The sequence below is a fragment of the Halomonas garicola genome (genome assembly GCF_055382465.1).
Genome location: NZ_AP043931.1, coordinates 2398562 through 2421636 on the forward strand (window position 1 = coordinate 2398562; position 23075 = coordinate 2421636).

General features: G+C 63.3%; 21 protein-coding genes and 5 tRNA genes. 17 read left to right on the forward strand and 9 right to left on the reverse strand.

Translation table 11 applies throughout. The features are described from left to right. Positions 1–74: 74 nt before the first annotated feature. On the reverse strand, positions 75–1286 hold the full coding sequence (locus ACZ46Y_RS11550; RefSeq protein ID WP_311952131.1) for a urate hydroxylase PuuD: 1212 nt from the start codon (positions 1284–1286) through the stop codon (positions 75–77). Positions 1287–1300: 14 nt separating this feature from the next. After that, positions 1301–1654 (reverse strand): hydroxyisourate hydrolase, encoded by a 354-nt coding sequence (uraH, locus tag ACZ46Y_RS11555; RefSeq protein WP_311952134.1) that lies wholly within the window; start codon positions 1652–1654, stop codon positions 1301–1303. A gap of 139 nt (positions 1655–1793) precedes the next feature. Between uraH and uraD the strand changes: the two genes are divergently transcribed. Beyond that, the gene (gene uraD, locus ACZ46Y_RS11560; protein WP_311952138.1) at positions 1794–2339 is read left to right on the forward strand and encodes a 2-oxo-4-hydroxy-4-carboxy-5-ureidoimidazoline decarboxylase; all 546 of its coding nucleotides are present in this window, start codon (positions 1794–1796) and stop codon (positions 2337–2339) included. A gap of 174 nt (positions 2340–2513) precedes the next feature. Here the strand turns inward: uraD and lldD are convergent, their stop codons facing one another. Beyond that, a complete protein-coding gene (gene lldD / locus ACZ46Y_RS11565; RefSeq protein ID WP_311952141.1) occupies positions 2514–3656 on the reverse strand; it encodes an FMN-dependent L-lactate dehydrogenase LldD in 1143 nt (380 codons plus the stop codon). Between the two features lie 380 nt (positions 3657–4036). Between lldD and ACZ46Y_RS11570 the strand changes: the two genes are divergently transcribed. The 5 genes from ACZ46Y_RS11570 to ACZ46Y_RS11590 all read left to right on the forward strand — a co-directional run bounded on the left by ACZ46Y_RS11570 (position 4037) and on the right by ACZ46Y_RS11590 (position 10236). Continuing rightward, positions 4037–5740 (forward strand): L-lactate permease, encoded by a 1704-nt coding sequence (locus ACZ46Y_RS11570; RefSeq protein WP_311952144.1) that lies wholly within the window; start codon positions 4037–4039, stop codon positions 5738–5740. Between the two features lie 27 nt (positions 5741–5767). Continuing rightward, a complete protein-coding gene (glcD, locus tag ACZ46Y_RS11575) occupies positions 5768–7267 on the forward strand; it encodes a glycolate oxidase subunit GlcD (protein ID WP_311952151.1) in 1500 nt (499 codons plus the stop codon). 16 nt (positions 7268–7283) lie between these two features. Continuing rightward, positions 7284–8384, forward strand: a complete 1101-nt coding sequence (gene glcE / locus ACZ46Y_RS11580; protein ID WP_311952153.1) for a glycolate oxidase subunit GlcE — start codon at positions 7284–7286, stop codon at positions 8382–8384. Between the two features lie 14 nt (positions 8385–8398). Next, the gene (glcF, locus tag ACZ46Y_RS11585; protein ID WP_311952155.1) at positions 8399–9631 is read left to right on the forward strand and encodes a glycolate oxidase subunit GlcF; all 1233 of its coding nucleotides are present in this window, start codon (positions 8399–8401) and stop codon (positions 9629–9631) included. Positions 9632–9831: 200 nt separating this feature from the next. Then, positions 9832–10236 (forward strand): GlcG/HbpS family heme-binding protein, encoded by a 405-nt coding sequence (locus ACZ46Y_RS11590; RefSeq protein WP_311952157.1) that lies wholly within the window; start codon positions 9832–9834, stop codon positions 10234–10236. Between the two features lie 77 nt (positions 10237–10313). On the opposite strand, the gene ACZ46Y_RS11595 is transcribed toward ACZ46Y_RS11590, so the two are convergent. The 6 genes from ACZ46Y_RS11595 to ACZ46Y_RS11620 form a co-directional block, all read right to left on the reverse strand. Further along, positions 10314–10390 (reverse strand) — tRNA-Asp (locus ACZ46Y_RS11595). A 152-nt stretch (positions 10391–10542) separates the two neighbouring features. Further along, a tRNA-Val gene (locus tag ACZ46Y_RS11600) sits at positions 10543–10618 on the reverse strand. 22 nt (positions 10619–10640) lie between these two features. Further along, positions 10641–10717 (reverse strand) — tRNA-Asp (locus tag ACZ46Y_RS11605). A 37-nt stretch (positions 10718–10754) separates the two neighbouring features. After that, positions 10755–10831, reverse strand: a tRNA-Asp gene (locus ACZ46Y_RS11610). A 95-nt stretch (positions 10832–10926) separates the two neighbouring features. Then, positions 10927–11002 (reverse strand) — tRNA-Val (locus ACZ46Y_RS11615). An 80-nt stretch (positions 11003–11082) separates the two neighbouring features. Then, the gene (locus ACZ46Y_RS11620; protein WP_464380040.1) at positions 11083–11628 is read right to left on the reverse strand and encodes an alpha/beta family hydrolase; all 546 of its coding nucleotides are present in this window, start codon (positions 11626–11628) and stop codon (positions 11083–11085) included. Positions 11629–11986: 358 nt separating this feature from the next. Between ACZ46Y_RS11620 and ccoN the strand changes: the two genes are divergently transcribed. The 11 genes from ccoN (at position 11987) to fnr (ending at position 23073) form a co-directional block, all read left to right on the forward strand. Then, positions 11987–13414: a cytochrome-c oxidase, cbb3-type subunit I gene (gene ccoN / locus ACZ46Y_RS11625; RefSeq protein ID WP_311952159.1), complete on the forward strand. Its 1428-nt coding sequence runs from the start codon at positions 11987–11989 to the stop codon at positions 13412–13414. A 19-nt stretch (positions 13415–13433) separates the two neighbouring features. Next, positions 13434–14042 (forward strand): cytochrome-c oxidase, cbb3-type subunit II, encoded by a 609-nt coding sequence (ccoO, locus tag ACZ46Y_RS11630; protein ID WP_311952161.1) that lies wholly within the window; start codon positions 13434–13436, stop codon positions 14040–14042. Positions 14043–14045: 3 nt separating this feature from the next. Next, a complete protein-coding gene (locus ACZ46Y_RS11635) occupies positions 14046–14270 on the forward strand; it encodes a cbb3-type cytochrome oxidase subunit 3 (RefSeq protein ID WP_311952163.1) in 225 nt (74 codons plus the stop codon). Further along, positions 14267–15196, forward strand: coding sequence for a cytochrome-c oxidase, cbb3-type subunit III (gene ccoP / locus ACZ46Y_RS11640; protein WP_311952166.1), 930 nt, complete (start codon positions 14267–14269; stop codon positions 15194–15196). Before ACZ46Y_RS11635 ends, ccoP begins: the two co-directional genes overlap by 4 nt. A gap of 160 nt (positions 15197–15356) precedes the next feature. Then, entirely contained in the window at positions 15357–16790 is a 1434-nt protein-coding gene (gene ccoG / locus ACZ46Y_RS11645; RefSeq protein WP_311952169.1) for a cytochrome c oxidase accessory protein CcoG, read from the forward strand. A gap of 5 nt (positions 16791–16795) precedes the next feature. Beyond that, entirely contained in the window at positions 16796–17359 is a 564-nt protein-coding gene (locus tag ACZ46Y_RS11650) for a FixH family protein (RefSeq protein ID WP_311952173.1), read from the forward strand. Then, positions 17359–19818, forward strand: a complete 2460-nt coding sequence (locus ACZ46Y_RS11655) for a heavy metal translocating P-type ATPase (protein ID WP_311952175.1) — start codon at positions 17359–17361, stop codon at positions 19816–19818. The genes ACZ46Y_RS11650 and ACZ46Y_RS11655 overlap by 1 nt, the downstream gene beginning before the upstream one ends. Continuing rightward, entirely contained in the window at positions 19815–20066 is a 252-nt protein-coding gene (gene ccoS, locus ACZ46Y_RS11660; protein WP_311952179.1) for a cbb3-type cytochrome oxidase assembly protein CcoS, read from the forward strand. The genes ACZ46Y_RS11655 and ccoS overlap by 4 nt, the downstream gene beginning before the upstream one ends. Then, positions 20047–20760 carry a sulfite exporter TauE/SafE family protein gene (locus tag ACZ46Y_RS11665; protein ID WP_311952182.1) on the forward strand — a complete coding sequence of 238 codons (714 nt, stop codon included), beginning with the start codon at positions 20047–20049 and terminating at the stop codon, positions 20758–20760. The genes ccoS and ACZ46Y_RS11665 overlap by 20 nt, the downstream gene beginning before the upstream one ends. Positions 20761–20844: 84 nt before the next feature. After that, positions 20845–22239 carry an oxygen-independent coproporphyrinogen III oxidase gene (hemN, locus tag ACZ46Y_RS11670; RefSeq protein ID WP_311952187.1) on the forward strand — a complete coding sequence of 465 codons (1395 nt, stop codon included), beginning with the start codon at positions 20845–20847 and terminating at the stop codon, positions 22237–22239. Positions 22240–22320: 81 nt separating this feature from the next. After that, entirely contained in the window at positions 22321–23073 is a 753-nt protein-coding gene (fnr, locus tag ACZ46Y_RS11675; RefSeq protein WP_311952191.1) for a fumarate/nitrate reduction transcriptional regulator Fnr, read from the forward strand. Positions 23074–23075: the final 2 nt, after the last annotated feature.

A 23075-nucleotide genomic window follows, 5' to 3' on the forward strand; every position in this document is an offset into this window, starting at 1 on the left:
AGGTAGGACATGAAGCGCGCGGCCGAACGGCCGCGCGCCAGGGGAGTGGCAAAACTGCCGGGGTGACGCGCCGGTTATTCTTCCCAGGCGGCGAACACGTTGCGCTCATTGTCCGTCATGCCGGTGGTGTTACCCAAGGGCATGTAGCCGCTGCCCACCACCTGCTGGATGGTGTCCTTGTGGCTGAGCACGTTTTCCCATTCGTCGAAGGCATAGCCGGCCGGCGGCGCCGAGAACCCCGGATGCGTCGGCTCCTGAGCATGGCACTGGATGCAGTGGGTTTCCACCAGCGGCATCACCTCGTCCTTGCCCGTCGCTTCCATGCTGGCAACCGCCTCGCTTTCTTCCTCGGTCTCGGCGCTCGGGGCGCCCACCCAGATCGTCGCCAGGATAAGCACGGCACCGGCCACCAGATAAGCCGGCTGCTTGCTGCCCGCGTGCATCAGCACGAAGTACTGACGAATCACCGCGCCGGCGAAGATGAACAGCACCATCATCAGCCAGGCTAGATCCTGAGCGTAGATGAAGGAATAGTGGTTGCTCACCATCAGCAGCACAACCGGCAGCGTGAAGTAGGTGTTGTGCACCGAACGCTGCTTGCCGCGCTTGCCGTCGATGGGGTTGGGCTCGTCCCCCGCCTTCATTGCCTTGACCATACGGCGCTGGCCGGGAATGATCCAGAAGAAGACGTTGGCCGACATGGCCGTGGCCATCACCGCGCCGGTGAGCAGGAACGCCGCCCGGCCGGAAAAGATGTGCGTGCTCAGGTACGACACCACGATCATCATGACCGCCACAGCCACGCTCAAGATGCCGTCGCGGGTCATGTTGGGGCTGATACGCTTACACAGCTCGTTGTACACGACCCAGCCGCCCAGCAGGAAGAGCAGCGCTACCACGTTGGCTTGCCAGCCGCTCATGTTGGCCGCCCACTCCCAGCTGCTCTGGGGATTGACCAGATAGAAGCTGGGGTTGGACATGTACAGCAAAACAAACAGGCCAAAACCGGTCAGCCAGGTGGTGTACGCCTTCCAGAACGACCAGTGCAGGTCTTCCGGCAGCTTTTCCGGCGCCGTGGCGTATTTCTGGTTGTGATAAAAGCCGCCGCCGTGCACGGCCCACATTTCGCCGAAGACGCCTTTTTCACGGTCTTCCGCCGCCTTGGGCTTGCGCAGGCCGTTGTCCAGCATCACAAAGTAGATGGATTCGCCGATCCAGGCGACGGCGGCGATGACGTGCAGCCAGCGCAGCAGCAGGTTGGCAAAGTCGAGAAAGTACGCATGCATGATGATGTCTCCGCTTAGCTACCGCGATACGTGGAGTAGCTGTAGGGGGAGACCAACAGCGGTACGTGGTAGTGCTCGCCGGCGTCCGAGACGCCAAAACGCAGCGGAATCACGTCCAGAAAGCGCGGCTCGTCGGCCTTGAAGCCCTGCCCGCGCAGGTAGTCGCCGGCGTGGAACACCAGCTCGTATTCGCCGACGGTAAACTCGTCGCCTTCGAGGATGGGCGAGTCGCAGCGGCCGTCATCGTTGGTGGTGACGGTCTTGAGCGCCTCGCGCTCGCTGCCGTTGACGCGAAATACTTCGATCTTGATACCCTGCCCGGGCAGGCCTTGTGCCGTATCCAGCACGTGGGTCGTTAAGTATCCCATGGTGGCTCCTCATTTCATTGACGGATTGTTGTTAGACAGAAAGCAGCACGCGAATGCCGCATGGGCACTTTAAGAGTACCGTTAGCCGTCTTTATTGTATACAGTATTGGCGTTAACACACGACAATAATGGAGCCATCATGACGTCCGATGCAAGCACCCTGACCCTGACACCGCGCCCCAGCACCCTTTCCCGGGCGGACTTCGTTGCCCGGTACGGCGACGTCTACGAGCACTCCCCCTGGGTAGCCGAAGAGGCGTTTGATGCCGGCATCAGCGAACAGCACGACGTTCCCGAGGCGCTGGCCGAGCTCATGGGCGAGATGCTGCAGCAGGCATCGAGCGAACAGCAGCTCGACGTCATCCGCGCTCACCCGGACCTTGCCGGCAAGGCCGCCAAGTCCGGCGCCCTGACCGACGACTCCACCCGCGAACAGGCCGGTGCGGGGCTCGATCAGTGCAGCCCGGAAGAGTTCGAGCGCTTTGAACGTCTCAACAACGCCTACCAGGAAAAGTTCGGCATTCCGTTCGTTATCGCCGTCAAGGGCCTCGACCGGCACGCCATCCTCGCCGCGTTCGAGACTCGCCTGGAAAACGATCCGGCCGAAGAGCGCCGCACGGCGATCAAGCAAATCATCAACATTGCCCGCTTCCGCCTGCGCACCCGCGCCGAAGAAGCGGCCTGACGCCAAGCGCCAACTTGTATACAAAAAATACATAACCTGGCGACAGCCTCTCCCAATATCTATCCTGCCAGCTCCAAGGCTGCACGCCGCGTGCAGCCTTTTATATTTTGAGAGCCGATACCGCGCCGGCCGTTTATCTGCCGGCCTCATCGAAGCACTGCGCTTACCAACCCACTAACCGGACTTGCCCACCAGCAGGTCGGTATCGATATGGCTGACCGAACTTGCTCCCGTCAGCACCATGGCCACCCGCGTCTCCTTCTCGATGAGGTCGAGCAGGTTGTACACGCCGGCCTCACCGCCGGACGCGAGCGCATAGATATAAGAGCGCCCCAGCATGACGCAGTCGGCGCCAAGCGCCAGCATGCGCACCACGTCAAGACCGGAGCGAACGCCGGAGTCGGCAATCACCTTAATTTGCCCCTGCACCGCCTCGGCGATCGCCGGCAGGGCTCGCGCGGTGGAGGGCGTGCCGTCGAGCTGACGCCCGCCATGATTGGAAACGACAATGCCGTCAGCGCCGAAGGCGATGGCATCCCTGGCATCGGCAGGGTCAAGGATGCCCTTGATCACCATGGGGCCGTCCCAGAACTCGCGAATCCATTCAAGGTCTTTCCAGGAAATCGACGGGTCAAAGTTCTTTCCCAGCCAGCCAATATAGTCCTCGAGCCCCGTGGGGTGGCCCCGATAGGTCGATATGTTGCCCAGATCGTGCGGCCTTCCCTTCACGCCCACCTCCCAGGCCCAGCGGGGGTGCGCCACTGCCTGAAGCATCCGCCGCGCGGCCGCATTCGGGCCGCTCATTCCCGAATGAGCATCGCGATAGCGGGCCCCCGGCACCGGCATGTCTACCGTAAACACCAGCGTCGTAACGCCTGCCGCTTTGGCCCGCTCGAGCGCATCGCGCATGAAACCGCGGTCCTTGAGCACATAGAGCTGAAACCACATGGGCCGATCGATCGCTGGCGCCACTTCTTCAATCGGGCAAACGGACACGGTGGACAAGGTAAAAGGGATACCCTTTCTTTCGGCCGCGCGAGCGGCCTGGACCTCGCCCCGCCGGGCGTACATGCCGGCCAGCCCTACCGGCGATAGCGCAACCGGCATCGAGAGGGTCTCGTCAAAAAGCGACGTCTCCAAACTTAATTGAGACATATCGTTCAGCACCCTCTGGCGCAGGGCCACATCGGCGATGTCTGCCACGTTACGCCTGAGCGTGTGCTCCGAATAAGCGCCGCCGTCAAGGTAGTGAAAAAGAAAGGGTGGCAAACGGCGCCTGGCCGCCGTGCGATAGTCATGGGAAGAAGAAATAATCATCAAAAAGCCCCTTCGGCCTCAGTATTAATACCGCTTTCAGCGTCTGCTCGTCTTTAAGCTTACGCGCTTTCTGGCTGCCGTGAGGTAGAGCGTAAGTCATTGTTATAAAATCATCCTGTCTGCCGCCACGGTGGTTCATCCAATAGTCTAAGACGCCGCAGCGCCCCAGTAAGCCTCGCGGTAGTTGAAACCTCTTTAAAATCAACCCCAAGTGCCCGTCAAGGCAAGCGCTCCTCCCGGGCTGCCGGTACGCCCCTTGCCCCCGTTAGCGCCGCAAAGCTGGCCATTTACCCTCTCTTTTCATACCTTCTGGAGAGGGTGCGAGACAGGCACCTGCCCCCACAGCAGAACAAAATCAACAACAACGGGACATTCCTGACATGACTGATACCACTCTTGCGCTTCTGGCATTTGTGCCCCTGGCGCTTGCCGGAATACTCCTGATCGGCTTTCGCCTGGCAGCCAAAGTCGCCATGCCCATCGTGTTCGTGGTGACCGCTCTGATCGGGTGGCTAGCCTGGGACATGACGCTTGGCCGTATTGCCGCCTCAACGCTACAGGGGCTAATACTCACGATTTCGATTCTGTGGATCATCTTTGGCGCTATCCTGCTGCTGAATACGCTCAAGCATTCGGGCGGCATTACCGCTATCCGCAAAGGGTTTTCAGGCATTAGCCCGGACCGCCGCGTGCAGGCCATTATCGTTGCCTGGCTGTTCGGCTGCTTCATCGAAGGCGCCTCCGGCTTTGGCACCCCGGCCGCCGTTGCGGCACCGCTGCTGGTCGCCCTGGGCTTTCCTGCGCTTGCCGCCGTTGTGGTCGGCATGATGATTCAGTCCACGCCGGTCTCATTCGGTGCCGTGGGCACGCCTATCGTAGTGGGCGTGACAGGCGGTCTGGACCGCGCGGGCATTACTCAGCAGCTTCAGGCCGGCGACGCTACCTGGCTGGAGTATTTCCGCTTGATCAGCAGCGAAGTCGCCATCATCCACGGCATCGTCGGTATCCTGATGCCGCTTATTATGGTCGTGATCATGGTGCGCTTTTTCGGCGCCAACCGCTCCGGGAAAGAAGGGCTTTCGATCACGCCTTTCGCCCTCTTTGCCGGCGTGGCCTTTGTGGTGCCCTACATGATTGCCGGCGTGGTACTGGGGCCCGAATTCCCCGCGATGATCGGCGCCATGGTCGGTCTGGCCATTGTGGTACCCGCCGCGCGGCGCGGTTTCTTGCTGCCCCAGGACACCTGGGACTTCCCGCCATCCGACAGCTGGCCGGACAACTGGATCGGCAAGCTGGAGCTCAAGATGGAAGACGTGGCCGGCAAGGCGACCCTGTCGACGTGGATGGGCTGGGTCCCTTATATACTGCTGGCCGTGTTTCTGGTCGCATCGCGCACGATTGAGCCGCTGAAAAACGCGCTGACCGCGCTTGCCTTTAGCTGGAACGATATCCTTGGCGAAGGCATTGGCGGCAGCATTGAGCCCCTCTACCTTCCCGGCGGTATCCTGCTGCTGGTGGTGCTGGTCACCGCACCGCTGCACCGCATGAAGGCCAGCGAACTCGCCGCCGCATTCGGCGATTCATCGCGCACGATTCTGGGCGCCGGCTTTGTGCTGATCTTTACCATCCCCATGGTGCGCATCCTGATCAACTCCGGCGTCAACGGCGCTGACCTGGTATCCATGCCGGTGGCCATGGCCCAGTTTGTGGCGGCAAGCGTAGGCGACGTCTATCCCTTCTTTGCCCCTGCCGTCGGGGCGCTGGGCGCCTTTATTGCCGGTTCCAACACCGTGTCCAACCTGATGCTTTCGGACTTCCAGTTCAACGTGGCAAGCCAGCTTAGCGTCTCTACCGCCTACATGGTGGCGCTGCAGGCCGTTGGCGCGGCGGCAGGCAACATGATTGCCATCCACAACGTCGTGGCGGCATCCGCCACCGTGGGCCTTTTAGGCCGCGAGGGGATAACGATCCGCAAAACCCTGCTGCCGACGCTTTACTACATTATTGCCGCCGGCATACTGGGCATGATCGGGCTTTACGTTCTGGACCTGGCCGATCCGCTCAGTACGGCCCTGGCCGGCTAAGCCGAACGCTTATTGGCAGGAGGTGCCATGAGTATTCTGTATGACGAGGCCATCGACGGCCCGCTGGCAACGTTTGCCAAAACCGATGTGCTAAGCGACCTGCAGCAGCACATCCCCACGCTTACACTGCTGCATCGTGAAGAGGACCTGCGGCCGTTCGAGTGCGACGGCCTGGCGGCGTATCGAGTGCTGCCCATGCTGGTGGCGATGCCCGCCACCCTGGATGAGGTGCAGTCCCTGCTCAAACGCTGCCACGCGCTCGGCGTGGCGGTAGTCACACGGGGTGCCGGCACCGGGCTTTCCGGCGGCGCCCTGCCCCTCGAGCGCGGCGTGCTGCTGGTGATGTCGCGCTTTCAGCACATCATCAGCATTGATCCCGACGCGCGCACGGCTCGGCTTCAGCCGGGCGTACGCAACCTGGCCATTTCCGAGGCGGCAGCGCCCTACGGGCTTTACTACGCCCCGGACCCGTCCTCCCAGATTGCCTGCTCCATCGGCGGTAACGTCGCCGAAAACGCCGGCGGCGTCCACTGCCTGAAGTACGGCCTGACGGTCCATAACGTCATGCGTGTCGATATCCTGACCGTTGAAGGCGAGCCCATGACGCTGGGCGCGGACGCGCTGGACGCACCGGGCTTTGACCTGCTGGCGCTGATCAACGGCTCGGAAGGCATGCTCGGCGTGATCACCGAAATTACCGTCAAGCTCCTGCCCCAGCCGGAAGTGGCCAAAGTGCTGATGGCAAGCTTTGACGACGTCGAAAAAGCCGGCCAGGCGGTTGGCAACATCATCGCCGCCGGCATTATTCCCGGCGGGCTCGAAATGATGGACAAGCTCGCCATCCAGGCCGCCGAGGACTTCGTCCAGGCCGGCTATCCGCTGGAGGCCGAGGCGATACTGCTGTGCGAGTTGGACGGCGTGCTGGCCGACGTGGATGACGACTGCGATACCGTACGCGGCGTGCTGGAGAAGGCCGGGGCAACGGACATTCGCCAGGCCCGGGACGATGCCGAACGTGCCGTTTTCTGGTCCGGACGCAAAAATGCCTTTCCCGCCGTCGGCCGGCTTTCGCCGGACTATTACTGCATGGACGGCACCATCCCCCGCCGGGAGCTGCCGCACGTGCTCAACGACATCGCGGCGCTCTCCCGGGAAAGCGGCCTGCGCATCGCCAACGTCTTCCATGCCGGTGACGGCAACATGCACCCGCTGATCCTTTTTGATGCCAATCGCGAGGGCGAGCTGGCACTCGCCGAAGAGGTCGGCGGCAAGATTCTTGAACTGTGCGTGGCGGCCGGCGGTTCCATTACCGGCGAGCACGGCGTCGGACGCGAGAAAATCAACCAGATGTGCAGCCAGTTCAACGGCGATGAAATTACGCTGTTTCACGCGATCAAAGCGGCTTTTGATCCCCAGGGGCTGCTCAACCCGGGCAAGAACATCCCTACCCTTGCCCGCTGCGCCGAGTTTGGCGCCATGCACGTCCACAATAACGAGCTTGCCCACCCGGACATCCCCCGCTTCTGACGCTGCAGGAAAGATAATGACAGAAAGCCAGATCACACCGCCCAACCACGACATCGCCTCCCGGCTATGCGAGCAGGTCAAGGAAGCCTACCAGCAGCGCGCACCGCTGCGTATCGTCGGCGGCAATACCCGCGCCTTTTACGGCCGCCCCGTGGACGCCGCGCCGCTGGACGTTGCTGAACATCGCGGCATCGTGCACTACGACCCGGTCGAGCTGATCGTCACGGCACGCGCCGGCACGCCGCTCGATGAGCTGGAAGCCGTTCTCGACGATAGCGGGCAAATGCTCGGCTTTGAGCCGCCGCGCTTCGGCCCGCAAAGCACTCTCGGCGGCGCCGTGGCGACCGGCATGGCCGGGCCGCGGCGCCCCTGGGCCGGCGCTACCCGCGACTTTGTCCTGGGCACCCGCGTCATTACCCAGCAAGGCGATCTGCTGCGCTTTGGCGGTGAGGTGATGAAAAACGTCGCCGGCTACGACATGTCGCGGCTGATGACCGGCGCCCAGGGCACCCTCGGCGTTCTCGCCGACGTATCGCTCAAGGTACTGCCGCAGCCCCCGGCACGCGCAAGCCTGCGCCTGGCACTACCGCTCGATAAAGCGCTGGCACGCCTGGCTGAGCTGGGACGCCGACCGCTGCCCGTTACCGCGGCGGTCTGGCACGACGGCGCGCTTTGTCTGCGCCTGGAAGGCGGGCACAGCTCGGTAGAGGCCACGCGTCAGGAGCTTGGCGGAGAGCCGCTGGAGGCCGGCTTCTGGGAGGCGCTACGCGACCTGAGCCACCGCTTTTTCCACCTTTCGCCCGGCCAGGCGCTGTGGCGGCTTTCGCTTCCTCCCAACACGCCGCCGCTAACGCTTGGCGACAGTCAGGAGCCGGTGCTCTATGACTGGGCCAGCTGCCAGCGCTTCATCAAGACGACGCTTGACGGCGACACGCTGCGGCGTGCCTGTCAGGCCGCCGGCGGCCACGCTACCTGCTATACCCCCGCCGCCGCGGGAGGCGCCGAGGAGCCCTTTACCCCCTTGAATCCGGTAGTGGAAAAATATCACCGTCGGCTGAAAGAGCAGCTGGATACTCGAGGCATTTTCAATCCCGGCCGCCTTTATGCCGCCTTTTAATCCGGAGGGCCGCTATGCAAACGCACTTTAGCGACGCCGATCGCCAGAAACCCCATATCCAGGAAGCCGATCAGGTGCTGCGCGCCTGCGTGCACTGCGGGTTCTGCAACGCCACCTGCCCCACCTACTTGCTGCTTGGCGACGAGCGCGACGGGCCCCGTGGGCGCATCTACCTGATGAAAGAGCTGCTGGAAAGCCCCGATGATGACGTGGAAGCGGCTAAAAAGGCGCAGACGCATCTTGATCGCTGCCTGACCTGCCTCAACTGCGAAACCACCTGCCCGTCCGGGGTCGAATACGGCAAGCTGCTGAATATCGGACGCGCGGAAGCCGAGCGCCGCGCGCCGCGCTCAATGAGCGAACGCCTCAGCGATTACGGCCTGCGCAAGATGCTGGTCAGCCCGGCCCGGTTCAAGGCGCTGCTGCGCCTTGGGCAGACGTTTACGCCGCTGGTCCCGGGAAAGCTGCGCAGCAAAATGCCTGCCGCCCCGAAGGATCCGGGCTTACGGCCGGCAGAGGATCGGCACTCGCGGCGCGTACTGATGCTGGAAGGCTGCGTGCAGCCAGGTCTTTCCCCCAATACGAATGCCGCCACGGCAAGAGTGCTCGACCGGCTGGGCATTAGCGTGACGCCGGTAGCAGAAGCCGGCTGCTGCGGCGCCATTGACTTCCACCTCAACGCTCAGGAGCAGGCTCGGGAGCGCATGCGCGCCAATATCGACGCCTGGTGGCCCCACGTTGAGCAAGGTGCAGAAGCCATTGTGCAAACCGCCAGCGGATGCGGCGCCTTCGTCAAGGATTACGCTGAGATGTTAAAGGATGACCCGGCCTACGCCGCCCGGGCAAAAACCATCAGCGACATGACCCGTGACCTTGTGGAAGTGCTGCGTGAGGCGCCGCTTGAAAAGCTGGATGTCCGCTCGGACCAGCGCCTGGCCTTTCAGTGCCCCTGCACGCTCCAACACGCCCAGCAGCTCGGCGGCGCCGTGGAAGACGTCCTCAAGACGTTAGGCTTCGCCCTCACTCCGGTACAGAATGGCCACCTGTGCTGCGGCTCGGCGGGCACCTATTCCATCACCCAGCCCGAACTTGCCACCCAGCTGCGCGATAACAAGCTCGATGCGCTGGAAGCCGGCCATCCCGACGTCGTCGTGACCGCCAATATCGGCTGCCAGACCCATCTGGCCGGCGCTAACCGCACGCCGGTGCGCCACTGGATTGAAGTCGTGGACGATACCTTGGTATAACGGGCTTTAACTTATCGGGTTCAAGGCTGCACGCCCTCCGTGCGGCCTTGTTGTGTTTCGAGGAGCCTTTTCCGCGCCGGCGGCTTCACGCGCTATACCCGCCCGCGCCTCTCTACAACAATCAACGAAAAACAATCAACGAAAAACAATTAACAAAAACAGCCTACAAAACATGCCTCTCCAATAAAAAGGACCTTACCATGCAAACCAAAGCTATCCTCTCCCAGGCTGACGCCACCCGAGTGCTGGACGCCGCCCAGCAGGAAGCCGACCGGCAGGGCTGGAACGTGACCGTGGCGATCGCCGATGACGGCGGCCACCTGCTGGCCCTGCGCCGGCTCGACGGCGCCGCGCCGTTTACTGCGGAAACCGCTATCCACAAGGCACACAACGCCGCCGTTGGTCGCCGTGAGACCGAGCTTTTTGAAGACATGATCAATAACGGCCGCACGGCCTTTGTCACCGCGCCGCTCATGGGGCTGCTGTCCGGCGGCGTTCCCATCGCGGTGGAAGGCCAGGTGATAGGCGCCGTCGGCGTGTCCGGTGTCAAGCCCGACCAGGACGTTCTGATTGCCAAGGCCGGCATTCGTACGCTGGAAAGCTAGAAAGGAAAACTAGAGAGAAAAACCAGGCACAAAAAAGCCCCGGGTGGATAACCCAACCCGGGGCTCTGAAATTCGTGTGGCGGACCGGACGAGACTCGAACTCGCGACCTCCGGCGTGACAGGCCGGCATTCTAACCAACTGAACTACCGGTCCGCTATAAAGCCGTCATGAAGCATCCTGGCACTACGTAAGTTAGCACTAAATAAAATAGCACTAAATAAAATAGCACTACGCAGAAAATCGCCACTGCTACCCTGCGGGCAAAGCCAATGACAATCCGTAGCCGGTATGCATCATTCTTGGCGTGGTGGGTGGTACTGGGTTCGAACCAGTGACCCCCAGCTTGTAAGGCTGGTGCTCTCCCAACTGAGCTAACCACCCACGTTCAGGCATTCCCTTATCGTGGCGGACCGGACGAGACTCGAACTCGCGACCTCCGGCGTGACAGGCCGGCATTCTAACCAACTGAACTACCGGTCCACTCGATACGGGATGAAAAAAATCGTCTCTGCTGCGCTGGCGGACCGGACGAGACTCGAACTCGCGACCTCCGGCGTGACAGGCCGGCATTCTAACCAACTGAACTACCGGTCCACACAGGTCACCGCAGTGCCTTGACTTCTTTCGGGCAGCGAATTCAGGATTCGCTTATACGTGTCGGGCCCTTCGCGCGGCAGCTGCCGTTTGAATGGTGGGTGGTACTGGGTTCGAACCAGTGACCCCCAGCTTGTAAGGCTGGTGCTCTCCCAACTGAGCTAACCACCCGTCGATCACGTGGCGCTGCATTCTACAGTTTGCCGGCGGCTTGTCAACACTTGTCGCCTATGGGCAACGCCTGCTGTCGCTTACCGACCCCTGCCTTCAGCGCGGACGAAGGATGCCGCACGACGCGCCGCTTCGTCAATCAAATTTTGCTGAGTTAGCCCCGATGCCCGGCGCGGCACGAAATCATGATCGCCGTCGGCAAGCCAGGCAAGCGTTGCACAGAGCGGCAGCGTATAGCCTTCCACCTCCTCGCGTTTGCCGAAGGGGTCGCGCTCCCCCTGCAGTATCAGCGCAGGGCAGCGGACATCAGGCCAGTGCGCCAGGCGTAGCTTTTCCGGCCGGCGCGGCGGATGAAACGGATAGCCGGCAATCACCAGGCCGTCTACCGCGCGCCTGGCAGCCAGCATGCTGGCTACGCGCCCGCCCATGGACTTGCCGCCCAGCCAGACCGGGCCTTCCACGCTGCGCGCGACAAGGTCGTACCAGCGGTCGAACTCCGCCACCAGCGTTGCCGCCGGGGGCGGCGGGCGCCGCCTGCCGGTTTCCCGCATGCGCTGCATATAGGGGAACTCGAATGCCAGCACCTGTAGGCCGCTGCCTGCCAGCGAGGCGACAAATTGCCGCATGAAAGGCGATTCCGTCCCGGCGCCCGCCCCGTGGGCAAACAGCAGACGGCCGGCGCAAGGCTTCCCGCAGACGCGCAGAAGCCCGTGATTTGCCACTATAATCGTCGCATCAGAGGCATGTGACAGCGCTGCCGGCAGCTGGGTTTCGGTTAGCGATGAAAGTATTGGCAAGATGGCATCGGACATTCTGACGTCCTTAAAAAACCCTTACTTAGGTAGTGGACATGTTCAGCTTCTGAGTCAGCTGCGCTAGAATCCACGGTGAATATTGACCTGCATCATCAAAGCGGGTGGCCGCGCTCGTGCATAATATACCCTGTGCGAGGTACCCCCTAACCGCGTTCGATGGGAACACAAAATGACCACAACACTTGAACATCCGACCTACAACTACAAGGTAGTTCGGCAGTTCGCGATCATGACCGTTGTGTGGGGCATTATTGGCATGACGCTCGGCGTCATCATTGCCTCCCAGCTGGTCTGGCCGCAGCTGAACCTTGGCCTTCCGTGGACAAGCTTCGGGCGTCTACGCCCGCTACACACCAACGCCGTCATCTTTGCCTTCGGCGGCTCGGCGCTGATCGGAACGTCCTACTACGTCGTCCAGCGTACCTGTCAGGCGCGGCTATTCAGCGACAGGCTCGCCGCCTTTACCTTCTGGGGCTGGCAGGCGGTTATCGTCGCTGCGATCGTGTCGCTGCCCATGGGCTACACCACCACCAAGGAATACGCCGAGCTCGAATGGCCGATCAACATCCTGCTCGCCGTGGTGTGGATTTCCTACGCTGCGGTCTTTGTGATGACCATCAAACGGCGCACCACCTCGCACATCTACGTGGCCAACTGGTTCTATGCCGCGTTCATTCTGACCATCGCCGTGCTGCACATCGTCAACAACGCCGCGCTGCCGGTAACGGCGATGTACTCGATCTCCCTCTACCCCGGCGCCATCGACGCCATGGTGCAGTGGTGGTACGGGCATAACGCCGTGGGCTTCTTCTTGACCGCGGGCTTCCTTGGCATGATGTACTACTTCGTGCCCAAGCAGGCCGAGCGCCCGGTCTACTCCTACCGCCTGTCCATCGTCCACTTCTGGGCGCTGATCATGGTCTACATGTGGGCCGGCCCGCACCACCTGCACTACACCGCGCTGCCCAACTGGACGCAGTCGCTGGGCATGGTGCTCTCCATCATCCTGCTGGCGCCTTCCTGGGGCGGCATGATCAACGGCATGATGACGCTTTCCGGCGCCTGGCATAAGCTGCGCACCGACCCAACCCTGCGCTTTCTGGTCGTGGCCCTGTCGTTCTACGGCATGTCCACCTTTGAAGGCCCGATGATGGCGGTGAAGACCGTCAACGCGCTGTCGCACTACACCGACTGGACCATCGGCCACGTCCACGCCGGCGCTCTTGGCTGGGTCGCGATGATCACCATCGGCTCCATGTATCACCTGATTCCGCGCCTGTTCGGTCGGGTGCAGATGCACTCGGTCAACCTGATCGCCGTGCACTTCTGGCTGGCGACCATCGGCACCGTGCTCTACATCGCCTCCATGTGGGTCAACGGCATCATGCAGGGCCTGATGTGGCGCGCGATCAACCCCGACGGCACGCTGATGTACACCTTCGTCGAAGCCGTGGAAGCCAGCGCACCGGGCTACTTTGTGCGCCTCATCGGCGGCCTGTTCTGGGTAACCGGCATGCTGATCATGGCCTTCAACGTCTACATGACGGTCAAGCGCCGCGACGCCATCAGCGAGCAGCCGGCACCGCAAGCCGCCTAAACCGGGGAAGTTAAGACCGATGAAACACGAAATTATTGAAAAAAACGTTGGCCTGCTTGTCGTCTTGATCCTGGTTGTGATCAGCTTCGGCGGACTGGCCGAGGTGGTGCCGCTGTTTTTCCAGAAGCAGGTCAATGAGCCGGTCGAGGGGCTTGAGCCCCTCTCCGCGCTGGAACTGGAAGGCCGCGACATCTACCGCCGCGAAGGCTGCGTCGGCTGCCACTCGCAGATGATCCGCCCGTTCCGCGCCGAAACCGAGCGCTACGGCCACTACAGCGTGGCCGGGGAAGGCGTGTACGAATACAACTTCCTGTGGGGCTCCAAGCGGACCGGCCCAGACCTGGCCCGCGTCGGCGGCCGTTACAGCGACGACTGGCACCGCGCCCACCTGTACAACCCGCGCGACGTCGTGCCGGAGTCCATCATGCCGGCCTACCCCTGGCTTTTCGAAAACACCCTGGACGGCGACGATATCGCCGCCAAGATGCGCACGATGAAAACGCTCGGGGTACCCTACAGCGACGAGCAGATCGCAGGCGCCGAAGAAAAAGTCAGCGGCACGCAGGAGATCACCGCGCTGATCGCCTATCTCCAGCAACTGGGAACCGTGCTTGAGGGCACTCGATAAGTTATGGATTCGGGAGACTTTCAGGGTATCGTCACGCTCATCTTGCTCATCGCTTTTGTAGGCATCATCTGGTGGGCCTACTCCAAGCGTCGCAAGCCGGACTTCGATGAAGCCGCCAACCTGCCCTTCGCCGACGAAGAAGAAGACGAACAACCCAACCGTGACCAGCCTGCCGCGTCAAGGGACGCGGCAGAATCCCGCCAAGACAAGGGAGACAAGAATACATGAGCTATCTATGGGGTGACTCCCTCTCCGGCTTCTGGAGCGCCTGGGTCATTATCATTTCGCTTGGCACCATCGGACTCAGCGCCTGGTTTCTGCTGTCCAACCGGCGTACCGACAAGCAGCCCGACGCCGAAGGCAACGTGGAAACCACCGGCCACGCCGCCGACGGCATTGAGGAGTACGACAACCCGCTGCCCAAATGGTGGTTCCAGCTGTTTGTCGGCACCGTGGTCTTTGCCGTGGGTTACCTGGTGCTGTACCCGGGCCTGGGCAACTTCCAGGGGCTTCTGGGCTGGTCCCAGGAAGACCAGTGGGAGCAGGAGGTTGCCCAGGCGGAAGAGCGCTTCGCGCCGATTTTTGAGCAGTATCAAGAAATCGAGATTCCTGAGCTGGCCAAGGATCAGGAAGCCATGCAGGTGGCCGAGCGCATCTTCCTCAACAACTGTGCGGTCTGCCACGGCTCCAACGCCCGGGGCGGCTACGGCTTTCCCAACCTGACCAACGATGACTGGCTGTACGGCGGCGAGCCGGAAAACATCGTGACCACGCTGACCAACGGACGTAACGGCCTGATGCCGTCCTGGCAGCAGCTGGGCGAGAACAACATCGAGAATCTGACCCAGTTTGTGCTCTCGCTTTCCGGCGAGGACCACGACGAGGATCGCGCCGAAAAGGGCCAGAGCACCTTTACCTCGGTCTGCGCCGCCTGCCACACCCCGGACGGCACCGGCAACCAGGCGCTGGGCGCGCCGGACCTGACCGACGAAGTCTGGCTGTACCAGAAGCCCGGCCAGTCGGTTGCCGACTCCGTTCGCCAGACCCTGCGCAACGGCCGCAACGGCCATATGCCGGCCCAGGCGGCTTACATCGGCGAAGACAAGGTGCATCTCGTCGCCGCCTACATTTACAGCCTGCGCTACGACGATTAAGACGCCTTCCCCGAGCATCATCTCCGGGGGACAGAACAGGGTGCGGCCGGGAGCCGCACCCTTTTTTTATGCATAATCCGGTACACTAGAGGAAACGATAGCCTGCTACTGCACGCTATTGCCCTCCCCGTTTTACTGCCTTCTGAGCTGCGATACCGCCATGGAAAAGATTCCCAGCAAAGACGTCACGCCGGATCCGGTAGGACATCATGCTCCCGAACAGCCCGTCACCCAGGAAATGTACGCCAAGCGGCGCCACCTCTACGTGCGCGAAATCAAGGGGCTTTTTCAGAAGATCAGGCGCAGTGCCAACTGGGCGCTAATGCTCACGTTTTTCCTGCTGCCGTGGCTCTACATTGGCGGTCGCCCGGCGGTGTGGTTCGACCTGCCCCACCGCGAGTTCCATATTTTTACCGCGACGTTTTACCCCCAGGAGTTCGTCCTGCTGTCGTGGCTTTTGATCATCTGCGCGTTCGGGCTGTTCTTCATCACCGTGTTTGCCGGCCGGGTCTGGTGCGGCTACACCTGCCCGCAAAGCGTATGGACCTTTCTGTTCATCTGGATCGAGCACCGCGTCGAAGGGCAGCGCAACCGCCGTATGAAGCTCGATAAACAATCCATGAACGCCGACAAGCTCAGGCGCAAGACGGCCAAGCACGTCGCCTGGCTGGTGGTGGCACTGGCGACCGGGATCACCTTTGTCGGGTACTTCACCCCCGTTCGCCAGCTGGTGCCGGACCTTTTCACGCTCAGCGCCAACGGCTGGTCGTTCTTCTGGGTGGGCTTCTTTCTGGTCTTCACCTACCTGAACGCCGGCTGGCTGCGCGAGCAGGTGTGCATCTACATGTGCCCCTACGCCCGCTTTCAGGGAGTCATGTTCGACCGCGACACGCTGATCGTGTCCTACGATGCGGCCCGGGGCGAGCCCCGCGGTCGGCGCAAGAGAAACCTCTCCCACGAGCAGGTCAAGGAAGCCGGCTACGGCGACTGCATCGACTGCGACCTGTGCGTGCAGGTCTGCCCCACCGGTATCGACATCCGCGACGGGCTGCAGTATGAATGCATTACCTGTGCCGCCTGTATCGACGCCTGCGACAGCGTCATGGACAAGATGGGCTACCCTCGCGGGCTTATTCGCTACACCACGGAAAGCTCCCTGGAAGGCGAAAAGACCCAGATCCTGCGGCCCCGGCTGATCGGCTACTTCATCGCCCTGGCGGTGATGATCGGCGCCTTTGCCTGGGCGGTCGGCGACCGCACGCCGCTGGACTTCGATGCCGAGCGCGATCGCACCCAGCTCTACCAGATGACCGGCGACGGCCAGATCAGCAACGTCTACAGCCTGACGGTGCGCAACCTGGACAACCGCGACCACACCTACCGGCTGAGCGTGTCCGGGCTGCCCGGTCTTTCGCTCGACCAGCAAGCCATCAGCGTCGCCGCCGGCGAGTCGCGCAAGGCCGTGGTTACCATCCAGGCCGACCCCGACGTCATCGAACAGCCGAGCCACTCCATCGTGCTTACCCTTGAAGCCGAGGACGACGGCAGCATTCAACTCGAGCGCGACACGCGCTTTATCGGTAATCTGAGGTAATCACGATGGCACGCGATTCCGCGTCGGACACGGACAGCTCGTCGCTTTACAAGCCCTGGTACAAGCAGTTCTGGCCGTGGTTTCTGATCAGCATCCTGCTGTCGTCGGTGGCGTTTGGCACCATGTACGCGATCTTTTCGTTCATGTACTACGACGGCGTGATCGAGGAGGACTACTACGAGCACGGCAAGGAAATCAACATGGTGCTGGCCAAGCAGACACGCGCCCGGGAGCTTGGCCTTGCCGGCGATTTACGCGTGGATGCGCTGACCAGCGATATCGTCCTCGACCTGGAGGGCGAGCGCCGGCCCGACGTGCTGGAGCTCAAACTGATCTTCCCCACGGAAAACGACCGCGATCAGACCTTCACGCTGGAACACGTGCGCGAAGGTCGCTACATCGCCCAGGGGCCCGACAACCTGCAATACCGCTGGTATCTGCAGCTTCAGCCCGTGGCCGACGACCCTGAATGGCGGCTGGTCGGCGAGGCCCGCTTTCCCACGGAAAACACTATCACGCTGCATCCCGGAGGCCGCCAGAAAAACGCCGGAGAGCGCTCGGAGAGCTGATGCCCACCACCGCATCCATTGCGTGCTACCACTGCGGCAACCCGGTGCCCGACAGGGCACCCTGGTATATCGAACTTGACGACGAGAAGCACCCGCTGTGCTGCCCCGGCTGCGAGGCGGTGGCCCACGCCATCGTCGAAGGCGGGTTGGAAAGCTACTACCGCTTTCGCACCGAGCTTCCCGAGCGCCCCGACGACAAGCAAACCGCTCGGGCAGATACCTGGACGGTGTTCGACGACCCCGAGCTGCAGGCGGGCTTCGTCCACCCCGAAGACGACGGCCGCGTCCACGCCACCCTGGCCGTTGACGGCATTACCTGCGCGGCCTGCGCCTGGCTGATCGAACATCGGCTCAACGCCCTGGAGGGCGTGACCTCAAGCGCGGTCAACCTGACCCACCACCGCCTGCGGATCGCCTGGGACACCCAGCGCGTCAAGCTCTCCCGGCTGCTCGCGGAAATGGCCGCCATCGGCTATACCGCCCAGCCCTACGAGCCGGATCAGGCGCAAAAGCGCCTGCAGCACGAAGAGCGCATGACCATTCGCCGGCTGATCGTCGCCGCCGTGGGCATGATGCAGGTGATGATGTTCTCCATCCCCATTTACATCGCCGGAGAAGACGGTATCTCGGCCGACTTCTACGCGCTGTTTCACTGGCTGTCGTTTGCGCTGGCAACGCCGGTGGTGCTGTTTTCCGCCCAGCCGTTTTTCAAGAACGCCTGGCGCGATCTCAAGACCCGGGTGCTGGGCATGGACGTACCGGTGTCCATCGCCATCGGCGGCGCCTACCTGGCGAGCGCTTGGGCGGTGATCACCGGCGAAGGCGAGCTGTACTTCGACTCCGTGGCCATGTTTGCCTTTTTCCTGCTGTTCAGTCGCTACATCGAGGCTCGCGCCCGACGGCGCAACGGTCAGAGCGGCAACGCCCTGAGCGGCGTGCTGCCGACCTCGGCCACCCGGCTCGAGGATGACGACAGCGAACGCGTCGTACCCGCCAACCGCCTGGCCGAAGGCGACCGAGTGCTGATCAAGCCCGGCCACGACGTCCCCGCCGACGGCGTCATCGAACAGGGGGACTCAAGCCTGGACGAGTCCATGCTCACCGGCGAATACCTGCCGGTGACTCGCGGCGTCGGGCAAAGTATCGTCGGCGGCAGCCAGAACATGGAAAACCCGCTGGTGATCCGCGTCACCCGAGCCGGCGCCAACGCCCGGGTGGCGGGCATCCTCGATCTCACCGACCGCGCCTTCGCCAGCCGCCCCCGGCTTGCGCAAATGGCCGCGCGCATGGCCCACGTGTTCGTCCTGCGCCTGTTGATGGTCGCCGCGGCGGTGGCGGTGGTCTGGTGGTTTATCGACCCCTCGCGGGTCCTCTGGGTGATGCTCTCGGTTCTGGTGGTAACCTGCCCCTGCGCCCTGGCGCTGGCCACGCCCACCGCGCTCACCGCCGGCCACGGCCAGCTGCGCCGGCGCGGCGTGCTGGTCACCCGGGCCGATGCCCTGGAAACGCTCTCCGGCGCGCACCGGGTCATTTTCGATAAAACCGGCACGCTCACCCGGGGCGAAATGCAGCTGATGGACACCCGGCCGCTCGCCGAAAACCTCTCCGCCGAGCGCGCCCGGGCGCTCGCCGCCGCGCTTGAAGCCCGCTCGGAGCATCCCATCGCCCGGGCGTTTGCGCCCTACCGCGAGGCCACGCTCAGCGCCCACGATATCGCTAGCGTCACCGGCCAGGGGCTCGAAGGCCGGATTGACGGCCAACGCTGGCGGCTGGGCAAACCCGCCTTTGCCACCGCCGGCCAGACCCCGCCTGGCACGCCGGACAACGGCCAGTGGCTGCTGCTCAGCGAAGACGGCGCCCCCCGGGCCTGGTTCCGGCTCCACGACGCCGTGCGGGAAGACGCCGCCGAGACCGTTGCCGCGCTGAAAGCCCGGGGGCTTGAGGTCGAGCTGCTCTCCGGCGACACCCCCGCCGCGGTGGGCGAGCTTGCCGCGGCGCTTGGCATTGCCACCTGGCACGCCGGGCAAAGCCCGGAAAACAAACTCGAGCGCATCCAGGCGCTGCAGGCCGAGGGCGAAACCGTGGCCATGGTGGGCGACGGCATCAATGACGTACCGGTGCTTGCCGGCGCCGACGTTGCCATTGCCATGAACAGCGCCACCGACCTTGCCCGCACCCGGGCCGATGCAGTACTGCTCAGCCCCCGGCTTGTACGCATTGCCGAGGCGGTTGAAATCTCCCGAGCCACCAGGCGTATCATGCGTCAGAATATGGTCTGGTCGGTGTGCTACAACGCCGCGGCGCTGCCGCTCGCCGCCATCGGCGTGGTACCGCCCTGGCTTGCCGCCATCGGCATGTCGGCAAGCTCGCTTGTTGTGGTGGGCAACGCCCTGCGCCTGACGCGCTGGAAAACCCGGCCGGCGCCCCACGTCTCTTCTCCGTCACCGGTGGCCGCATGAAAATTCTTTATCTGCTGATTCCCATCTCGCTGCTGTTTTTGAGCATCGCCGTCTGGGCATTTTTCTGGGCGGTGAAAAACAACCAGTTTGACGACCTGGAAGGACCGGCGTATCGCATTCTCTTTGACGAGGACGAAAACGACCTGACGCCGGAAGAGCGCGAGCGCCGCCGGCACAACGCCGAGGCCGCACGCGAGCGGCAAAAGCAGCGCAAGGAGGACGACCGCAATGAATCCCACGGGCCTTGATCTGCCGCCGGTGCTGGCGGCCTTTGTCTTCGGCTTGATGGGCGGGGCCCACTGCATCGGCATGTGCGGCGGCATCATGAGCGCGCTGACCTTTGCCGTTCCGCCCAGCATGCGCCACCCGGCCAGGCTTTCCGGGCTTTTGCTGAGCTACAACCTGGGCCGTATTTCCAGCTACATGATCGCCGGCGCGCTGGTGGCAACGCTTGGCACGGTGTTCTCCGTTACCCCGGCGGCGCGCCTGGCGCTGCAGGTATTCGCCGCGGTGATGCTGATTTTGATGGCGCTGTACATCGCCAACTGGTGGAAAGGGCTTTTAAAGGTCGAGGCCGTAGGCCGGCGCTTCTGGCGCTACATCGAACCTTTCGGTCGGCGGCTGATGCCGGTGGTCAAGCTGCCCCAGGCGTTTGCCCTGGGCGCGGTCTGGGGCTGGCTACCCTGCGGGCTGGTCTATTCCATGCTCGCCTGGAGCCTGGCCATGGCCGACCCGGGGCGCGGGGCGTTGCTCATGGGCGCCTTTGGCCTGGGCACGCTGCCGGCGCTGTTGGCGACCGGCTTTGCCGCCCGCCAGTTAAGCGCCTTGATTCGCCACCCGGCCACCCGCACCGTCGCCGCTCTGCTGATTATCGGCTTTGCCCTGTGGCAGCTGTGGTCGACGTACCAGATGGCCACCGTGGCGGAAATGTCCGGCGCTTAATTGATATAGCTCAACTCCTGCCCTCGGGCCCGGCGCTAGGATGGCAGCATCATCCTTGCGTTCTTCCCACCGGAGTTGTCTGCCATGGCCAGCGCTGCCCCTTTGTTTTTCGATGCCGCAGCGCTGACTGCTGCCCGCCAGGACGCCCTGCGCCGCCACCACGGCGCCGGCGGCCCGCGCTATCACCAGTACCCCAACGCCGGGGCGTTTCACGACGCCTTCGGCGGCGACGACCTCTGCCGGGCGCTTGAGCGCAGCAACGCCGGCGGCCGCGGGCTTTCGCTTTACGTGCACGTACCCTTTTGCCGCCAAAGCTGCGGCTACTGCACCTGCCCGCGCATCATCACCCGCGACACCTCCCGGGCCGAGCCCTATCTGTCGCGGCTGGATCGGGAAATGGTGCTTACCGCCCGCCATCTGGACCGCACGCGCCCGGTGGAGCAGCTTTACTGGGGCGGCGGCACGCCGACGTTTCTCTCCCTTTCCCAGATGAGCGACCTCTTTGACCGCCTTGACGCCCGCTTCGGTCTGTCGTCATCCTCGGAGCGCGACTACGCCATTGAAATCGATCCCCGCGAAGCCGACGTCTTCACCCTGCGCCACCTGCAGGTGCTGGGTTTCAACCGGCTGAGCCTGGAGGTGCTGGACTTCAACCCCGAGGTGCAGCAGGCCATCCGCCGCGAGCAGCCGCGGATCATGACCGAAACGCTGATGGAAGAAGCCCACCGGCTGGGCTTTCGCTCGCTGAACCTGGACATCGGCTACGGCCTGCCCCGTCAGACCCGAGACAGCTTCGCCGCCACCCTGGCCGACGTCATCGAGCTGAACCCGGCGCGCATCACCCTCCAGGACTATGTTCACAAGGACTATGCTTATCGCCCCCGGCGGGGGCCGCGCCAGCAGCGCATCGACAGCGCCCAACTGCCCGCCGCGGCGGACCGCCTGGCCATGCTGCAGCTGGCCGCCGAGCAGCTCGGCCGAGCAGGCTATGTGCACATCGGCATGGATCACTTTGCCCGGCCAAACGACAGCCTCGCCGTGGCCGCACGGCAGCAGACCCTGGGGCGCAACCTCCAGGGCTATACCACTCACGGCCACTGCGACCTGCTGGGGCTTGGCGTATCGGCCGCCTCGCGTATCGACGACGCCTACGCGCAGAACCCCGCCCGGCTCGGCGATTACGCCAGCGCCCTGGACGACGGCCGCCTGGCTACCGCGCGCGGCCTGCGCCTTGAGCGCGATGACGACATTCGCCGCGCCGCCATCGAGCGGCTGATGTGCGACGCCCAACTGGACCTTGCCGCCCTGGGCCGGCGTTTCGGGATTGACGCGCCGCGCTATTTTGCCGCGGCGCTGGCTCGGCTGGACGACGCCCACCACGACGGGCTAGTCGAGCGAAACGGCGATATCCTGAGCGCTACGCCCGACGGACGGCTGGTGCTCCACCGGCTGGCCCGAGCGTTCGACGCGCACCGCTAGCGGCAAAGCGTCACCGGCGGCTTGTGGGTTACCCGCGCTTGCTTCCATAATAGCGCCGTGACCTACTTCACGGAGGACTGCATGCCGGAACCACTCAGCCGTCGGCGCCCCCTGCTCCACGAAACCCGCTGCCAGACCTGCAGCTTAAGCTCGCTGTGCCTGCCGCTTGCCCTCGAGCTTGACGACATGAGTCAGTTCGACGCCATCATTCGGCGGCGCGCGCCGCTGAAAAAGGGCGAGCCGCTGTTTCGCCAGGGCGATACCTTCACCAGCGTCTTTGCCGTTCGCTCGGGCAGCCTCAAGCAGGTTGCCATCGAAGGCGGCGGCAACGACCAGCTCACCAACTTCTACCTGCCAAGCGAACTGGTCGGGCTCGACGGCATCGACGAGTCAAGCTACCCGGGCAGCGCCATCGCCCTGGAGACCACTACCGTCTGCGAGATCCCCTTCGACCGCCTCGATCTGCTCTCGGAAGAGCTGCCGGAGCTGCGCCTTCAGCTATATCGCAGCATGAGCAAGGAGCTGCGCGACGATCGCCGCATGATGCGCCTTTTGTCGCGCAAGACCGCCGACCAGCGCATGGCCAGCTTTCTGATCACGCTGTCCGATCGTTTCCGCCGCCGGGGCTACTCGCCCTACAGCTTTCGACTCTCCATGGCCCGGGCGGACATCGGCAACTACCTGGGCCTCGCGGTGGAAACCGTCAGCCGCATTCTGAGCCGCTTCCAAACCCAGGAGCTGGTGGCCGTCTCCGGCCGCGAGGTGAACATTCTGGGAATGCAGCGCCTGCTGGCGCTGGCCGAAGAAGAGGCCCAGGAAGCCGCCAGCTCCTGAGG

Bases quoted from the DNA above. Each gene is read 5' to 3' on its own strand.
- ACZ46Y_RS11550 (WP_311952131.1), bottom strand. From the start codon at position 1,286: ATGCATGCGTACTTTCTCGACTTTGCCAACCTGCTGCTGCGCTGGCTG.
- uraH (WP_311952134.1), bottom strand. From the start codon at position 1,654: ATGGGATACTTAACGACCCACGTGCTGGATACGGCACAAGGCCTGCCC.
- uraD (WP_311952138.1), top strand. From the start codon at position 1,794: ATGACGTCCGATGCAAGCACCCTGACCCTGACACCGCGCCCCAGCACC.
- lldD (WP_311952141.1), bottom strand. From the start codon at position 3,656: ATGATTATTTCTTCTTCCCATGACTATCGCACGGCGGCCAGGCGCCGT.
- ACZ46Y_RS11570 (WP_311952144.1), top strand. From the start codon at position 4,037: ATGACTGATACCACTCTTGCGCTTCTGGCATTTGTGCCCCTGGCGCTT.
- glcD (WP_311952151.1), top strand. From the start codon at position 5,768: ATGAGTATTCTGTATGACGAGGCCATCGACGGCCCGCTGGCAACGTTT.
- glcE (WP_311952153.1), top strand. From the start codon at position 7,284: ATGACAGAAAGCCAGATCACACCGCCCAACCACGACATCGCCTCCCGG.
- glcF (WP_311952155.1), top strand. From the start codon at position 8,399: ATGCAAACGCACTTTAGCGACGCCGATCGCCAGAAACCCCATATCCAG.
- ACZ46Y_RS11590 (WP_311952157.1), top strand. From the start codon at position 9,832: ATGCAAACCAAAGCTATCCTCTCCCAGGCTGACGCCACCCGAGTGCTG.
- ACZ46Y_RS11620 (WP_464380040.1), bottom strand. From the start codon at position 11,628: ATGCGGCAATTTGTCGCCTCGCTGGCAGGCAGCGGCCTACAGGTGCTG.
- ccoN (WP_311952159.1), top strand. From the start codon at position 11,987: ATGACCACAACACTTGAACATCCGACCTACAACTACAAGGTAGTTCGG.
- ccoO (WP_311952161.1), top strand. From the start codon at position 13,434: ATGAAACACGAAATTATTGAAAAAAACGTTGGCCTGCTTGTCGTCTTG.
- ACZ46Y_RS11635 (WP_311952163.1), top strand. From the start codon at position 14,046: ATGGATTCGGGAGACTTTCAGGGTATCGTCACGCTCATCTTGCTCATC.
- ccoP (WP_311952166.1), top strand. From the start codon at position 14,267: ATGAGCTATCTATGGGGTGACTCCCTCTCCGGCTTCTGGAGCGCCTGG.
- ccoG (WP_311952169.1), top strand. From the start codon at position 15,357: ATGGAAAAGATTCCCAGCAAAGACGTCACGCCGGATCCGGTAGGACAT.
- ACZ46Y_RS11650 (WP_311952173.1), top strand. From the start codon at position 16,796: ATGGCACGCGATTCCGCGTCGGACACGGACAGCTCGTCGCTTTACAAG.
- ACZ46Y_RS11655 (WP_311952175.1), top strand. From the start codon at position 17,359: ATGCCCACCACCGCATCCATTGCGTGCTACCACTGCGGCAACCCGGTG.
- ccoS (WP_311952179.1), top strand. From the start codon at position 19,815: ATGAAAATTCTTTATCTGCTGATTCCCATCTCGCTGCTGTTTTTGAGC.
- ACZ46Y_RS11665 (WP_311952182.1), top strand. From the start codon at position 20,047: ATGAATCCCACGGGCCTTGATCTGCCGCCGGTGCTGGCGGCCTTTGTC.
- hemN (WP_311952187.1), top strand. From the start codon at position 20,845: ATGGCCAGCGCTGCCCCTTTGTTTTTCGATGCCGCAGCGCTGACTGCT.
- fnr (WP_311952191.1), top strand. From the start codon at position 22,321: ATGCCGGAACCACTCAGCCGTCGGCGCCCCCTGCTCCACGAAACCCGC.